14 protein-coding genes are annotated in these 16,701 nt (G+C 44.2%); all 14 read left to right on the top strand.

The annotated features are described in order from the left end of the window. Positions 1-134: 134 nt before the first annotated feature. The 14 genes from MKX60_RS27550 to glnA all read left to right on the top strand — a co-directional run bounded on the left by MKX60_RS27550 (position 135) and on the right by glnA (position 16,550). On the top strand, positions 135-977 hold the full coding sequence (locus MKX60_RS27550) for an SPFH domain-containing protein (protein ID WP_042186213.1): 843 nt from the start codon (positions 135-137) through the stop codon (positions 975-977). 11 nt (positions 978-988) lie between these two features. Then, positions 989-1,156, top strand: coding sequence for a toxin-antitoxin system HicB family antitoxin (locus MKX60_RS27555; RefSeq protein ID WP_042186214.1), 168 nt, complete (start codon positions 989-991; stop codon positions 1,154-1,156). A gap of 498 nt (positions 1,157-1,654) precedes the next feature. Beyond that, positions 1,655-3,592: a threonine--tRNA ligase gene (gene thrS / locus MKX60_RS27560; RefSeq protein ID WP_076284419.1), complete on the top strand. Its 1,938-nt coding sequence runs from the start codon at positions 1,655-1,657 to the stop codon at positions 3,590-3,592. A gap of 415 nt (positions 3,593-4,007) precedes the next feature. Beyond that, positions 4,008-4,574 (top strand): 3D domain-containing protein, encoded by a 567-nt coding sequence (locus MKX60_RS27565; RefSeq protein ID WP_371915726.1) that lies wholly within the window; start codon positions 4,008-4,010, stop codon positions 4,572-4,574. Positions 4,575-4,750: 176 nt separating this feature from the next. Then, on the top strand, positions 4,751-4,894 hold the full coding sequence (locus MKX60_RS27570; RefSeq protein ID WP_156114753.1) for a hypothetical protein: 144 nt from the start codon (positions 4,751-4,753) through the stop codon (positions 4,892-4,894). 246 nt (positions 4,895-5,140) lie between these two features. Beyond that, positions 5,141-6,220: a cell wall-active antibiotics response protein LiaF gene (gene liaF / locus MKX60_RS27575; protein WP_341061556.1), complete on the top strand. Its 1,080-nt coding sequence runs from the start codon at positions 5,141-5,143 to the stop codon at positions 6,218-6,220. Continuing rightward, positions 6,221-7,297: a HAMP domain-containing sensor histidine kinase gene (locus MKX60_RS27580; RefSeq protein WP_076284215.1), complete on the top strand. Its 1,077-nt coding sequence runs from the start codon at positions 6,221-6,223 to the stop codon at positions 7,295-7,297. A 3-nt stretch (positions 7,298-7,300) separates the two neighbouring features. Continuing rightward, positions 7,301-7,954: a response regulator gene (locus MKX60_RS27585; RefSeq protein ID WP_042186223.1), complete on the top strand. Its 654-nt coding sequence runs from the start codon at positions 7,301-7,303 to the stop codon at positions 7,952-7,954. A gap of 652 nt (positions 7,955-8,606) precedes the next feature. Beyond that, positions 8,607-10,271, top strand: coding sequence for a S1C family serine protease (locus tag MKX60_RS27590; protein ID WP_076284214.1), 1,665 nt, complete (start codon positions 8,607-8,609; stop codon positions 10,269-10,271). Positions 10,272-10,377: 106 nt separating this feature from the next. Beyond that, entirely contained in the window at positions 10,378-11,067 is a 690-nt protein-coding gene (locus MKX60_RS27595; protein WP_042125657.1) for a response regulator transcription factor, read from the top strand. Position 11,068: 1 nt separating this feature from the next. Continuing rightward, on the top strand, positions 11,069-12,514 hold the full coding sequence (locus MKX60_RS27600; protein ID WP_340968301.1) for a sensor histidine kinase: 1,446 nt from the start codon (positions 11,069-11,071) through the stop codon (positions 12,512-12,514). Positions 12,515-12,574: 60 nt separating this feature from the next. After that, positions 12,575-13,531 carry a 4-hydroxy-3-methylbut-2-enyl diphosphate reductase gene (locus MKX60_RS27605; protein ID WP_341061557.1) on the top strand — a complete coding sequence of 319 codons (957 nt, stop codon included), beginning with the start codon at positions 12,575-12,577 and terminating at the stop codon, positions 13,529-13,531. Positions 13,532-13,795: 264 nt separating this feature from the next. Further along, positions 13,796-14,842: a 3-deoxy-7-phosphoheptulonate synthase gene (gene aroF, locus MKX60_RS27610; protein WP_042186231.1), complete on the top strand. Its 1,047-nt coding sequence runs from the start codon at positions 13,796-13,798 to the stop codon at positions 14,840-14,842. A gap of 283 nt (positions 14,843-15,125) precedes the next feature. Next, entirely contained in the window at positions 15,126-16,550 is a 1,425-nt protein-coding gene (gene glnA / locus MKX60_RS27615; RefSeq protein ID WP_042186233.1) for a type I glutamate--ammonia ligase, read from the top strand. The last annotated feature ends 151 nt before the right edge of the window (positions 16,551-16,701 follow it).

Raw genomic sequence — 16,701 nt, forward strand, 5'->3', positions numbered from 1 at the left:
TATGGTTAAGATTTCGAAGGTTTATTTTACCTGTGAACATAAATTCATTATTTTATTACATTTTTGTATACACATTATTATCCAAAAGTGATATCATAATCATATCAAAAGAATATCTTATGGGGGTGCTTTTTATGAAGGAGAAGACGCTTCGTCCTGTCAGCGGATTTTGGGTTATCGCATTAATTGCAGTTTGTTTGGCTGGTGGAATCTATGGTGCTGTTCAGGAGTATATTGCAGTACCGGTCATTCTGTTCGTTGTATCAGCAATACTATGTACGAGTATTACGGTTGTACAACCTAATAAGTCGGTTGTAGTCACCTTTTTCGGCAAATATGTAGGGACTATTGCAACGAGTGGACTGTTCGCAGTTATTCCGTTCAGCGTACGTAAGACGGTTTCCCTACGCGTTCGTAACTTTAACAGTGTGAAGCTCAAGGTCAATGATGTTGAAGGTAATCCAATTGAAATTGCTGCAGTTATCGTCTTTAAGGTGATTAACTCCGCTAAAGCCCTCTTTGATGTAGATAAATACATGGCTTTCGTAGAGATTCAGAGTGAAACGGCGCTGCGTCATGTAGCCAGCAAATACCCTTATGATAACTTCAATGAATCTGGGATGTCCTTGCGTGCCAATGCAGATGAAATTGCTAAAGAGTTAGCGACTGAGCTTCAAGAGCGTTTGTCCTTATCTGGTGTAGAAGTCATTGAAGCCCGGCTTACACATTTGGCTTATTCAACAGAAATCGCCAGCACCATGTTGCAGCGGCAGCAAGCTTCTGCCATTCTGTCTGCTCGTCAAATCATTGTTGAAGGTGCAGTTGGCATGGTCGATATGGCGATTAAACAGCTTAAAGAGAGCGGTGTAGTGGAGCTTGATGAAGAACGTAAAGCGGCCATGATTAATAATCTGATGGTGGCGATCGTGTCGGAGCGCGGAGCGAGTCCGGTCATTAACGCCGGCTCGTTGTATTAAGGCGGTGCATCATGGCGGCCAAGAAAAGCTTTCCATTGCGGATCGATCCGGATCTGCATGAGGCGTTGGAACGTTGGGCGGGAGAGGAATTTCGCAGTGTAAACGGACATATCGAATACTTGCTGCGTGAGTCTTTGAAACGTGCAGGCCGCTTACCTGGGAAACGCCGAGAAGAGTAACCTGTTAAGGACAGTTCTAGCGCTATTTCCTGGCTGCAGAACTGTCCGTGTAGGTGACTGTTTCCGCGGTTTACAAAATTTTGCCCCCTCTACAGACTTGACTGTCAGAGAGGACAGATTTATAATTACTCCATAATTCACGTTAACAGCTTTGACAAAGATATGAATGGATTGTTCTGGACCGTATCAGAGAGAGGGAACATAGGCTGTAATTTCCTCCGGTATCCTACTATCGATTTACCCCTTTGTAGCTGCGGTTATGAATTCCCTGAAATGGGATAGTAAGAACCGCCGGTTCATGGTCGTTATTCCATGCTTACGAAGGATTCTGACTCGACTCTGCTTTAAGAGCAGATTGAGAGAATCGAATTTGGGTGGAACCACGGGTGCAATCGCTCGTCCCTTTGCGGGACGGGCGTTTTTTGTATGCGTGGATATTTCCGTTTCGAAAAATTTAAAATTGTTGTTTGACTTAAGGAAATGAAGGAGGAAATTAAAATGGTAAGTATTAAACTTCCGGACGGTTCCGTTCGGGAATACGCAGAAGGTAGTAATATTGATGATGTAGCGGCTTCTATTAGTAGTGGACTTCGCAAGAATGCGGTGGCAGGGAAATTGAATGGTATTGTCGTGGATCTGTCCACTCCGCTAGAGGAAGGCGCATTGATAGAAATCGTAACTTTGGATTCACCAGAAGGCTTGGAAGTTATGCGTCACAGTACTGCCCACTTGATGGCGCAAGCTGTAAGACGTTTATATGGAACAAAGGAAGTTAAGCTTGGTGTAGGTCCTGTTATCGAAGATGGCTTCTACTACGATATGGATTTGGAACATCCGCTTAATCCTGAGGATCTGCTAAAGATTGAAAAGGAAATGGATCGCATTATCTCTGAGAACCTTCCAATCGTACGTAAGGAAGTTAGCCGTAAGGAAGCGTTGGAAATATTCGGTGAGCTAGGCGATCCTTACAAACTTGAACTAATTGAAGCATTGCCTGAAGATAGTGTGATTTCGATCTATGAACAAGGCGAATTCTTCGACTTGTGCCGGGGACCACACTTACCGTCGACTTCTAAGATCAAAGTCTTTAAATTGATGAATGTAGCTGGTGCTTACTGGCGCGGCGATAGCAAGAATAAAATGCTTCAACGCGTATACGGTACAGCTTGGATTAAAAAAGCGCAGCTCGATGAGCATCTTCGTCTGCTTGAAGAAGCGAAGAAACGCGACCACCGTAAGCTGGGTAAAGAGCTTGAAATCTTCACATTTAATCAATTGGTAGGCCAAGGCTTGCCGATCTGGCTGCCTAAGGGTGCTAAACTGCGCAGTATTCTGGAACGTTACATTGTGGATCTGGAAGCAAGTCTAGGATACCAGCATGTATATACTCCGGTTCTTGGTAATGTTGAACTATATAAAACTTCTGGACACTGGGAGCACTATCAAGAGGACATGTTCCCTAAAATGACTATTGATAATGAAGAATTTGTTCTCCGCCCAATGAACTGCCCGCATCACATGATGATTTATAAGAGCTCCATGCACAGCTATCGTGATCTGCCGATCCGTATTGCTGAACTGGGTATCCAGCACCGTTATGAAATGTCAGGAGCATTGACTGGCTTGCACCGTGTGCGTTCGATGACTCTTAATGACTCCCATATTTTCTGCCGTCTGGATCAAATTAAAGGCGAGTTCATTCGTGTAATCGAGTTGATTAAACAGGTATACAGTGACTTTGGTATTAATGACTACCGTTTCCGGTTGTCTTATCGTGATCCTAAGGATACTGAGAAATATTACGCTAATGACGAAATGTGGGAAACTGCACAGCGTATGTTGCGTGAAGTTGTAGAAGAAGCTGGTCTGCCATTCTACGAAGCAGAAGGCGAAGCTGCTTTCTACGGTCCTAAGCTGGATGTGCAGATCAAGACTGTACTAGGCAAAGAAGAAACTCTCTCCACTGTACAGATCGACTTCTTGCTGCCTGAACGCTTTGAATTGGAATATATCGGTGACGATGGTCAGAAACACCGTCCAGTTGTTCTACACCGCGGTATTTTAGGTACTATGGAGCGCTTTGTTGCTTTCTTGTTAGAGAACTTTGCAGGATCACTGCCGCTTTGGCTGTCTCCACAGCAGGTTAAAGTTATTCCTGTTTCGACTGCCTTCGACGATTATGCTAAGGAAGTTACAGACAAGCTGCGTCGCCGTGGTATCTCTGCTGAGGCAGATTTACGTAATGAGAAGCTTGGCTATAAGATCCGTGAAGCTCAGCTGGAGAAGCTACCATACATGTTCGTAGTTGGCGAGAATGAGATGAATGCCGAGACAGTTTCCATCCGTAAGCGTGGAGAAGGCGATATGGGAGCTAAGCCGCTTCAAGAAGTTATTGAGCTGCTGGCTCAGGAAATTGCTGACCGTGTAATCTCCTAATTACTTGTAATAATCAACACCAAAAGTACGTCTAATAACGACCTCTGTCATATGCCCGTAAGGATCGAAAATTGATCTTTATGTATAAAATTTTGTGAATCGGGAAACCTTCGCTAATAAGGGGGAGGTTTATCACATGAACAAAATGGGCATATTTCAGAGGTTTTGGTGTCTTTTCGTCACAATAGTCCTACTGTTGACTGCTGCAGGTATCATTCCTGAATCCAAGCATCAAGCAGTTGTGGCCAATGGGACAGAAGACACATTACAGCACACAGATATTAGCAAAACGCTTTCGAACGAATTGCAACATACTCAGGCTAACTCAGGTTCAATGAGAACCAAAGATCAACAAGCTATTCTCACCACTGGCCGTGCTACCTTGTTATCAAACGAGCCATATTCCAGCGTACCGATCGTTCCTGCGACAACAAAAAATAAACCAGTAGCTACAAAGTCACCACAGAGCACTAAAGCTCCAACTACCAAAGGGAGTGGGGGTACAGGCTCTTCAAAATCGCCGAATTCTATTCCCGTAGCTGCGCCAGCTCCTGACCAAATTATTACTTCAATGAAAGTGATGGCGACGGGTTATACTGCGGGTTATGAATCTACAGGTAAAACATCTAAACATCCCGAATACGGAATTACCTATTCAGGTGTTAAAGTACGTAGAGATAAGAACACAGTCTCGACTATTGCTGCTGACCCTAAGGTAATCCCGTTAGGGAGTATACTTTATATACCTGGTTATGGATACGGCATCGTCGCTGATACAGGATCTGCCATTAAAGGGCGGAAGATTGATTTGTATTTTGCTACTACGAAACAGGTGTATAAGGAATGGGGCAAAAAATCAGTTGTAGTTCAGCTCATTAAGCGAGGAAACGGTACATGTACAGAAGTGATGCTGAAGAAGCTTACTCAGGCGATTGAGACTTACAATGCTGTACCGCAATCCCTGCTGGAAGAATCCATTTAAGATATAGCGGTTATATTTCAATGAATTTGGTGGATTGAACTTAATTTCACTTGGTCATGCATAATAGTGACATCACCTTGCCATAATACGGACTGGGGCAGAGCAATAGCCTCATCCGAGATGTTCTCTTAGTAAGCATTATCTATGCTGCATAAGGGATAAGGGAGGTGAATTCCGTGGCTAATAATAAAAAGTCTAAAGTTCAAGAAAACTACAAAACACCGAATGAAAAATACAATGCTGAGTTTGCTGTTGAGAATGACGGCACAACTAAGCAAAGTGGAAATACTTCTAAACCAGCTCAGAAACCGCAACAATAATGCGCTACTGAAGCAGAAGACTGCTGAATAAAGAGACTGTCCCAAATCAGTTTATAACTGAGGGACAGTCTTTTTTTTATATTTCATATATAATGAAGTAAATGGAATATTAACCCATTCGTCTCGGTCTAGAGACTGAGTGGAAGTTCCTTCTCTCGCCGCTGTTTATGAGCGCTTCCTTCCTGTAGACTAAGGCTATAAGATTGAAGAAGAGAGCGTTCCACTAATTTAAAGGGGAAATGGAATATGAAAAGAAGGTTCACAAGTCAGATTTTTGGCGGCTTGATCCTGATAGGGATTGGAGCCATGTTTCTACTTAGACAGTTGGGTTACACCGATTTCAGCTTAGGTTATTTAATCTCAAATTATTGGCCTGTTATCTTGATCCTCATGGGGATAAAGCGACTCCTGGGTACGGGAGACGAACATCAAAAAGGTGGATCTTCACCTATCGGCGGTTTTTTCTTTCTGGCGATCGGAGTGTTCTTCCTTGGACGAAATTTGGACTGGTTCGATATTTCAGCCGGGGATTTTTTCAAAATGTTCATTCCAATCATGCTTATTGGTGGCGGTCTTTATGTGATTTTTAAACCACGAGGTTCAGTACCGCCAGTGCCACCTGCGCCACCATCACCACCTGATTACTTTCCTCCAGGAAAAAGCTCGCTAGATGTGGAGCCGCCAAAACCGCTGGATTCCACGCTAGATGAACAATTCGAGCAGAAATTCGGTAAATCTTCTGGAGGGCGAGACTGGAATATTAATCTGCAAAAAGATGAAGAAGAGGATGAGGACGGAACTGGAGCTTTTAAATCCACCGCTGAATCACGTTGGCAGGAGAAACAGGAGCGTCATGAGCGCAGACGTCAGGAACGTCATGAGCGGCACGCTAGAAGACATGGGGAATGGCATGAGGAGTTCCATAAGACAGAGAGTAACAATAAGGAGTCAACCAATCGCTCTGCTTTTATTGGGGATGTCCACATGGGTCGCGAGCATTTCCAACTGAAGAACACAAATGTCTCGCAGTTTATAGGTGATACTGTACTGGATCTGACGAACGCGCAAATTGCTTATGGAGAAACGAAAATTAATATCTCCGCTTTTATAGGCGACATCAAGGTGTACATTCCGAATGATATGGATCTTGGGATCTCAGTGAACAGTAGTTCATTTATCGGCGATATGGAAGTTCTGGATCAGTCTCGGAGTGGATTTATGAGCAGTGTTCAATGCAAGACGCCTTATTATAAAGAAGCGGGCAAAAAAGTCCGCATTAACGTAAGTGCTTTTATAGGTGACATTAAAGTTAAAACGGTGGGTTAGATGGGAACAATCTTTAGTAATACCAAATGGTTGTTGTTGTTTTACTTTTTGCTCACTGGAGCCGTAAGCGCCGGGTTGATGTATGCAGGCACTTGCCTTGGGTATATCGAAGTAATGGATTATCGCATGTGGCTGTACTTATGTCTGGGGATCGTGTTGTTCACTGTTGTAATCGGCTATATGGCAGGTCAGCGCATTCAGCGCCGGATTGATCATCTGGATCTAAATATGCTGCAGGTGGCAAAAGGGAATCTGTCCGTACGTATGCCAGAGAGTGATGACCAGTCTTTTGCGAGAGTGTACCATGAATTTAATGTCATGATGGATACGGTCGAGAACAAGATGCAGCTTCTGCAGCGTTTAGGTGAACAAGAGGTTATTGAGAAGGAACAGGCAGCGGAGAGTGCGGTGTTGGAGGAAAGAAGACGTATGGCCCGGGATTTGCATGATACGGTGAGCCAACAGCTTTTTGCCATCCATATGTCGGCTTCTTCGCTGCCTAAAGTGCTGAAGGTTAATGAAGCTCAAGGTCAATTGGTAATGGATCAGTTAATTGCAATGTCACAGATGGCACAAAAGCAGATGAGAGCACTTATTGCACAGTTGCGACCGGTGGAGCTGGAAGGCAGGAATCTTTTCGAAGCACTGGAAAAATGGTTCCCTGATTATTGCCGCCAGAACGGCTTAAAAGGAATGAAGGAGCTTGAGCTGCAAGGAGAATTATCTGAGGCTATTGAACATCAGTTATTCTTGATTATCCAGGAGGCTATGGCGAATATTGTGAAGCATGCTGAAGCTAGACTGGTCAGTTTATCACTGCGTGAAGGGTCAAGACAGGTTGTGCTGAGTATTAGCGACGACGGTCAAGGTTTTGAACATATACAGCAAAAACAGGGTTCGTATGGTCTTATCACCATGCGCGAACGTGCGGAGAAACTGGGTGGACAAGTGGAGATTATTAGCCGTAAGGGTGCGGGAACGACCATACGCGTACATATCCCTAAGTTTGTGCAAGGGAACTCTGAGTTAGAGGAAAAAAGAGCATTAGGAACAGATACAGAGGACGAGGAGGAATAGAGCATGAGCGTCATAAGAGTGTTGCTCGTGGATGATCATGATATGGTGCGGATGGGTCTTAAAACATATCTGATGCTGGAGCCGACGTTTGAGGTTATAGGAGAAGCAGCAAATGGACAGGAAGCGCTGGAGATGCTGCGTGCTGGCGGACATGAAGGCTTACCCGATCTCGTGCTAATGGATCTGATGATGCCTGTGATGAATGGTGTGGAGACTACTCGTGCAGTGCTATCGGAATTTCCTGGTCTCAAAATCGTTATCTTGACCAGCTTCTTAGAGGATGACCTCGTCGTGGATGCTATAGAAGCTGGAGCAGTCAGCTATGTGCTCAAAACCGTATCGGCAGAGGAACTGATCTACGCACTGCAAGGCGCATTTCGCGGTATGCCAGTTATGACTGGTGATGTATCGCAAGCGCTGACACGCGGCATTCGCCAGCGTACCGTGCAAGGGGATTCCTCAGGCTTGACGGAGCGTGAGAAGGAGGTCTTACTGCTCATTGCTGAGGGCAAGACCAATAAGGATATCGGCGAGGAACTACATATCAGCATCAAGACAGTGAAGACGCATGTCAGTAACCTACTGATGAAATGCGAGCTGGATGATCGAACCCAGTTGGCTATTTATGCTCATCGGAAGGGTTGGGCTCAGGGTTAGGTTTGTTGTTCAAGATGATTTGGGGTAGTTTATGGGTGCTTAAAAGTAAGTTATAGGGAAAACGTCCCTTTAAACTTGAGTTTTACGCTTGTATACAGGATTATAGGGAAATCCTCCGTATAAATTCCTTGTTTTTCTCATAAATAGCTATATTGCTGAGAATTATAGGGATGTATTCCCTTTAAATCTTGATTTCTTGTGATTTTTGGTAAATTATAGGGAGTTTATCCCTATAATTATTGATCGTTGTTTGTTCCTTGTTCTTGGACTTCGTTCACGGACGTCGTTCTCTAGGGTTTTGTTCTAGGTTGTATGTTGGAAGTTCGGGCCACGTTGTTATCCGCGCCCGAGCTTCTTTTTTACTTCCCTGCCTAGGGATTGGGTATCAGAGCGAAAAGTTTACGTCCGCCCTTGAAATCATGTTCCACCCGCAGGGTCAATTCATAGGAACATGATTTCAACAGCGGTGTAGCCTGAAACCCATTCCCGACCAACAGCGTGCGCCTTTTGAACCAAATCCCGTCTATTCGCCTATATCTTTTATCTCCGCTTAAATTGTTTTTAATGTGACCTTAAGGTTTAAAGTACAAAATAAGAAACAAGAAAACAAATTAATCCTTGTCAGGCGACAGGATGCAGGAGGTAAATAAACATGGACGATAACAAAAACAACTTTAATCGAGACAATGGACCAGCACCAGATCGGGATTGGGACAATAATAACCATAATAGCAATAATAATCAGTCATCCGAATCCGGATCATCATACTACTATTCTTATGGACCATTTAAATCATTGAACAAAGATGAAAGTAACGTAGACGGAAGTGCTCAGCATTACAACCGGATGGAGCCGGAGCGGGTCGAGATTACACCTCCACAGCCTGTAAAACAACTTCCATATAACAGTTCATATCGCAGTACAGGCTTTGATGGTAATGGCGGTGGACGTGGAGGAAACGGCGGAGGCGGTTCTGAAGGTGGCGGTGGCTGGCAATTTAATAAAAAGCCAAAAAGCTCAGTGAAAACAATATTTGTTTCCTTCTTAGCGGGTATGGTCGTTCTCTCAGGTTCTATGTTCATGGCAGATCGAGGCAACTGGTTCACAGGGGACGCAACAACCATTGCAAGCTCAGGATCAAATGGAACGGCGAAGACGACGAATGAGAGTGCTAGTACTACACCTAATACTACCACCACATCATTGGTGAAAGGATCTCGTGATGTGACTGGCGTAGTTGATGCGGTTGGACCAGCAGTCGTCAAGATTGAGACGCTAGTGAAATCCGGTTCACGTAATGGAAGTTCATCCAGTCCGAATTTGAGTGATCCGTTCTCTCAATTTTTCTTTGGGGATCAATACGGTGGAAGTGGTTCTTCACAAAATGAACAGGACTCGAAGTCAGGTTCAAATTCTTCATCGCAGCTCATCCCTTATGGAATTGGAACAGGCTTCATTTATGAGAAATCTGGATATATTTTGACCAATCAACACGTCATTGAAAATGCTGATGTCATCCAAGTTACAGTGGATGGCGTGACCAAACCATACGAAGCAAAGTTGCTAGGTTCTAGCAAAGATCTGGATTTGGCAGTACTGAAGATTGAAGGAGATACTGATTTCCCTACAGTTGCTCTGGGAGATTCGGATAGCTTGAAAGTAGGCTCAGAAGTGGTTGCTATCGGTAACCCGCAAGGCTTCGACCATACAGTAACCTCTGGTGTTCTTAGTGCAAAAGGACGCAGCATCGATATCAACGAAGAAGACGGTAGTGGAACACGCAACTACAAAAACCTGCTGCAAACGGATGCTTCTATCAACCCTGGTAACTCCGGTGGTCCGTTGCTCAATATGAATGGACAGGTAATTGGTATGAACGTAGCTGTTAGCACAGATTCCCAAGGTATAGGTTTTGCTATCGCTGTGAATACGATTAAAGAGGTCGTAGATAAACTCGAAGCGAACCAAGCGATTCCAAAAGAACCCGTACCATTCATTGGTGCAACGCTTATGACGATTACAGATGAAGTAGCTAAACAAATGGGCACGGATATTAAAGAAGGTTCTGTAGTTGCAGACATTATCTTTAAATCGCCAGCGTATGCCGCTGACTTGCGCCCTTACGATATCATTACAGGTGCAAATGGTACAAAATATGCAACAAATCAAGATCTGATCGCTTTCATTCAAACGTTAAAAGTCGGTGACAAAGTAACGCTGAATGTGGTGCGCGATGGTAAAAACATGGATCTTTCCGTAACAATCGGCAACAAAAATGATTTTGATACGACTAATGGACAAAGTCAGCAGCAATAACACCGGACGGTGAATAACGCGGAAGGGGCAACCCTTCCGTTTTTGTCTAATCATGGTGTGACTGCTACAATATAAATAAATAGAAATGAACAATGGGGGCTGCTTGATGCGACCGAATATTCTTATTATTGATGATGATGAAAAAATTATTTCCATGCTGCGCCGGGGGCTAGCTTTTGAAGGCTACGATGTGAAGACAGCGGTGAATGGAGCGGATGGTTTACGAGCAATCCTAAGCAGCGATCCGGATGTGGTGATTTTGGATGTTATGATGCCTCAGGTAGACGGATTTGAAGTCTGTCGTCGTTTGCGAGAAGGGGGCAGTAATGTACCTGTTCTAATGCTTACGGCCAAGGATGAAATTGAGCATCGTGTGAAAGGGCTTGATCTGGGTGCGGACGATTATCTAGTTAAACCATTTGCGCTGGAAGAGTTACTTGCGCGTGTGCGAGCATTGCTTCGGCGCAAGAGTGAGCAAAGTGGCGGCAGTGAGCAAGCGGTTACTTACGAGGATATTACCTTGGATGTGGATTCACGTGAAGTGACACGCGCCGGCAAGAGACTGGAGCTGACAGCGAAGGAATTTGAGCTGCTACATCTCTTTATGCAGAATCCGAAACGGGTGCTTTCGCGGGATCTGATCATGGATAAAATATGGGGTTATGATTATAGCGGTGAATCAAATGTACTTGAGGTATACATAGCTATGCTACGTCAAAAGACGGAGGAGCATGGCGGTAAACGCCTCATTCAAACGATCCGGGGTGCCGGTTACATTCTAAGAGGTGACAACTAACATGTCTATAAGATTGCGGCTGACTGCTTGGTATTCAGGGATTTTGGCCGTTATGCTGCTGGCCTTATCAGCCGCAATTTACGGTTTTGTCTATTTTAATACGTATGGGGACTTGAAGGATCGTCTGAAGGTACAATCTGAGCAAACGAAACTTTTATTTAGCGTTGATCGCTACAATGGTGAGCTGAAACTTGGCGGAGTCGGTCCTGAAAACTCCAATTTATATACGCAGATTTATACTTATGGCAGCAAAAGCTTGTCACAATCGACAAATATGATTAACTTTGGCCTACGGTTTGATTATCCTGCTAAAGATAAAATTGCAAAAGGATTTCGTAATGTTGTTGTGGACGGCAATCAGTTTTTGATCTACGAGATGCCTATCGAACTAGAGCATTATAATAATAATCCAGTGGCTGTATTACAAGTCGCTGCCTATGTGAATGAGCAGAATAAGCTATTGGAGCGTTTGAAAAATATATTGCTTGTCGGTTCTTTTGCTACCTTGATCGCGGCATTTACCTTTGGTTTATTCCTGGCACGTAAAGCGATGAGTCCTATTGGGAAAGTGATTGAAGCTGCAAACGGTATCCAGACTGGGACAGACCTAAGCTCCCGTATTGAATATGATGGACCTCCGGACGAAATAGGTCGTTTAATTGAGACTGTCAATAACATGCTTGGGCGGATGGAAGGATTCTACACAGAGTTAGAGGATTCTTATGCAGCTCAGCGTCGATTCGTTTCCGATGCATCACATGAGCTGCGGACTCCACTAACAACCATTCGTGGGAATATCGATCTGCTGCAAAAAGTATGGGAGCTGGAGCCGGGCGAAGGGAAGATGAGCGAGGCTGAAATTCGCCAGCTCTCGATGGAATCGGTGAAGGATATCGCGGACGAGTCTAAGCGAATGAGCCGACTTGTAGCAGATATGCTCTCTCTTGCGCGTGCTGATACAGGGCGAACCTTCGAGATAGAGCCGGTAGCACTGGAACCAATGATGACTGAGATCGCGCGTAGGGCATCCTTCCTGCCTCGTCAAGCGGAGTGGGTTACAGGGGATATGTCCGTCTTAAATGGAAAATATGTTGTGGGTAATAAAGATTATTTACAACAAATGTTATTTATTTTTATTGATAATGCTTTTAAGTACACGCCTTCTGGTGAAGTAAGTTTAGATACGATTTTCTATCAGAATCAGGTTGGTATTCGGATCACCGATACGGGGATAGGTATGGATAAAGATGAGGTTCCATATATTTTCGACCGTTTCTATCGTGCAGATGAATCACGTGGAATTACAGAAGGAATTGGGCTTGGTTTATCCATTGCTAAATGGATTATTGACGAGCATGGTGGGTCTGTGGAAGTTGTTACACGCCAAGGCGAAGGAACTACTTTTGTGATCTGGTTGCCGCTTCTCTTTGCTCCGCCGCTGGAATAGGGTATAATTTAAAGTGTGTCCTATTACAGAAGTCAACGAAAGCAGAAAGTTGGTGAAGTCATGGAAGTCATTAAAATTTCTCCACGGGGATATTGTTACGGAGTAGTCGATGCTATGGTAATGGCACGGCAGGCTGCGCAAAATCTCGATCTTCCCCGGCCGATTTATATACTGGGCATGATTGTTCATAATAGTCATGTCACGAATTCGTTTGAGGACGATGGCATCATTACCTTGGACGGTCATAACCGTCTGGATATTCTCGATAAAGTAGACAGTGGAACCGTTATATTCACTGCTCACGGAGTTTCACCTGAGGTACGCAAGATGGCTAGGGATAAAGGATTGACTACGGTCGATGCTACCTGTCCTGATGTGACAAAGACGCATGATCTCATTCAGGAGAAAGTCGATGACGGTTATGAGGTTATTTATATCGGCAAGAAAGGCCATCCGGAACCGGAAGGTGCTGTCGGCATTGCACCAGAGCATGTGCATTTAATTGAAAAAGAAGATGAGATTGCAACTCTATCCATTCCTTCTTCACGGATTGTAATTACGAATCAGACCACTATGAGCCAGTGGGACATTAAGAATATTATGAAAAAGCTACTAGAGACCTTCCCAGGTGCTGAAGTGCATAATGAGATATGTATGGCTACTCAGGTGCGTCAAGAGGCTGTAGCGGAACAGGCGGGTCAATGCGATCTAGTGATTGTCGTTGGCGATCCACGAAGCAACAACTCTAATCGTCTGGCACAGGTGTCGGAAGAGATCGCAGGTGTGCCTGCTCATCGGATTTCTGATATCTCTGAACTAAACACCGACTGGCTGAAGGGTGTAAATATTGTAGGGGTTACCTCTGGCGCGTCTACACCTACACCTATTACCAAAGAAGTTATTAATTATTTGGAGCAGTACGATTCTGAGAATTCCGAGACATGGGAGATCAAACGTACTGTGAATATGGCGAAATTACTTCCTCCGGTTAAGAATAAGAGCACAAGCACTACTTAATGCGCTGTAAGCGAACTTATATATTTGTGTTAGGACAAAAGCGCGTAACCTCGTCTATCGAGGTTACGCGCTTTTCTATTTAGAAAAAGCGGGTTCATATTATAAATCAGGAAATAGGATTGACGGTAAAGGATTTTTAGAGTAAAATCGCTTTATCGGTTAAAAGCATAAAAGCTTAAAAGCTTAAAAGCGAACACGCGTCGTAGTGTGAGTGTATTGAGCGGAATTATTATAAATTTTAAGTGTAGAGAGGAAGTTATTAAAATGATCGTCATTACATCCAATCAAACGCCAGAAGAGCAGGTTAAAGATATTATTGCAGTTATCGAAAAAGAGGGTCTGCAGGTACATCTCTCTAAAGGTGCAGATCACACTGTTATCGGTTTAGTAGGAAGTGTCACACCTAAGCTTGCAGAGCATTTGCGGCAAATGAAGGGAGTAGAGAACGTCGTAAAGATCTCCAAGTCTTATAAGCTAGCTAGCCGTGATTTCCATCCAGAGGATACCATTATCGATATCAAGGGTGTGAAGATTGGTGGAGAGAATCTGGTGATTATGGGCGGACCATGCGCCGTTGAGTCTCCAGAGCAGATTGATGAGATTGCCCGTCTGGTTAAAGCTTCAGGTGCTCAAGTACTGCGTGGAGGCGCGTTTAAGCCCCGTACAGGTCCATACAGCTTCCAAGGCGTAGGTGTAGAAGGTTTGACTATGATGGCTGAAGCAGGAAAGCGTCATGGCCTATTAACCATTACAGAGGTTATGACACCAGAGTATGTGGATATTTGTGCAGAGCATGCTGACATCCTCCAGGTCGGTACACGGAACATGCAGAACTTTGATTTATTGCGCAAGCTGGGTACTTGTGGAAGACCTGTCCTTCTGAAACGCGGCTTCAGTGCAACCTATGATGAATTGCTCAATGCAGCGGAGTACATTTTGGCAGGCGGAAATAAGGATGTAATGCTCTGTGAGCGTGGTATTCGTACATTTGAGACTTACACACGCAATACGCTGGATCTATCGGCTATTCCGGTTCTACAAAGCTTAAGCCACCTTCCGGTAATCTCTGACCCAAGTCACGGCACTGGACGTCGTGAGTTAGTTGAACCTATGGCTAAAGCTTCGGTTGCAGCTGGTGCAAATGGTCTAATCATCGAAATGCACACAGATCCGGACAATTCTATGACAGGTGACGGTGTTCAATCGTTATTCCCTGAGCAGTTCGATAATCTGCTTAAGGATCTAGAAAAGCTTGCTCCGATTGTTGGACGTAAGTTTTCAACTTCACCAGAAACCGTTTCGGCGCTATAATTTTTAAGAATATAACAACCTTGGAAGTCCTCTAAACCCGCGGTACAGCGGGATAGTAGGGCTTCTTTGCTATTGGATAAGTTAGAAATGTTATGAATATTAGCGAAAATAATGGATTTCACGAAAGCGTTAGAATATCTTACATTGCTGAAAGAAATACCTGACATAAGCATTGACGATGTTAGGTATGAGATTTATAATGACGACAGCAAATAAAAATGAAACAAGAACATTTGCATACTGTGAGGGGCTTAATGTTCGGAACTTGGGGGAGGAAAAATTCATGTCGGTTGAAAAAGTGTTGCAAACAATTAAAGAAAACAATATCGAGTGGGTAGATTTTCGATTCGTAGATTTAGGTGGCCGTGCTCACCACATTTCTCTGCCTGCTTCTGAAGTGGAAGATGAAACTTTTGTAAATGGGGTAGCATTCGACGGTTCTTCCATCAAAGGATTCCGTGGTATTGAAGAATCAGACATGGTTATGATGCCTGATCCGAACAGTGTGTTCATTGATCCGTTTACAGCTCATCCAACGCTGAACGTTATGTGCGACATTTTCACTCCTGATGGTGAACGCTATGAGCGCGATCCTCGCGGTATTGCTGTGAAAGCAGAAGAATTCCTTCAGAAGAGCGGAGTTGGAACATCAGCATTCTTCGCACCTGAGTCTGAATTCTTTATCTTTGATGATGTTCGTTACGAGAGCGGTATGAACAGCTCCTCATTCTTCGTAGACTCTGAAGAAGCGGCTTGGAATACGGGTCGTAAAGAAGAGGGCGGCAATCTTGCATTTAAAGTTGGCGTTAAAGGTGGATATGTACCTGTAGCACCTGTGGATTCCCAACAGGATATCCGTAGTGAAATGTGTCGTCTGCTTGCTGAAGTGGGACTACGCATTGAGCGTCATCACCACGAAGTAGCAACTGCAGGACAAGCGGAAATTAACTTCCGTTTTGATACCTTGAAGAAAACTGCTGATAATCTCATGACTTATAAATATATTGTACAAAACACTGCACGTCAGTACGGCAAAGTAGCAACCTTCATGCCAAAACCACTGTTTGGCGATAATGGTAGCGGAATGCACGTACACCAATCGATCTTTGACGGAGACACTCCTTTGTTTTACGAAAAAGGCGCTTATGCTAACTTGAGCGAAATGGCTCTTCACTACATCGGCGGTATTTTGTATCATGCACCAGCTTTGATCGCTTTGACTAACCCAAGCACCAACTCCTTTAAACGTTTGGTTCCTGGTTACGAAGCGCCGGTTAACTTGGTATACTCCAAAGGAAATCGTTCTGCAGCAGTTCGTATTCCAGTAGCGGCTGTGACACCGAAGGGCTGTCGTATCGAGTTCCGTACACCGGACTCCACCGCTAACCCTTACCTGGCATTCTCCGCAATGCTGATGGCAGGTCTGGACGGAATCAAAAACAAGATCAACCCACAAGAACTGGGTTACGGTCCTCTGGATAAGAACATCTACGAATTGTCCGATGCAGACAAAGAAAAGATCCGCAGCGTTCCAGGTAGCCTGAGCGAAGCGCTTGATTCTTTGGAAGCTGATTACGAATTCCTTACAGAAGGCGACGTATTTACTAAGGACTTCATTGATAACTATATTGCTCTGAAACGTTCCGAGGCTCAAGAGGTTGCGATTCGTGTTCATCCACATGAATATTCTCTGTACTTCGATCTGTAAGATTGCTCAAATCATATAAAGCTTTAACAAATAAAGGTGTTCCTAAGTCATGGAAATGACTTAGGAACACCTTTTGTATTGATCCTAACAAAAATGAGGATATCTTTGGCCATTGATATGGCTAAGGATATCCTCATTTTGCTTCTATAGT

Source organism: Paenibacillus sp. FSL R5-0914 (assembly GCF_038004525.1).
Lineage (GTDB): Bacteria > Bacillota > Bacilli > Paenibacillales > Paenibacillaceae > Paenibacillus_AQ.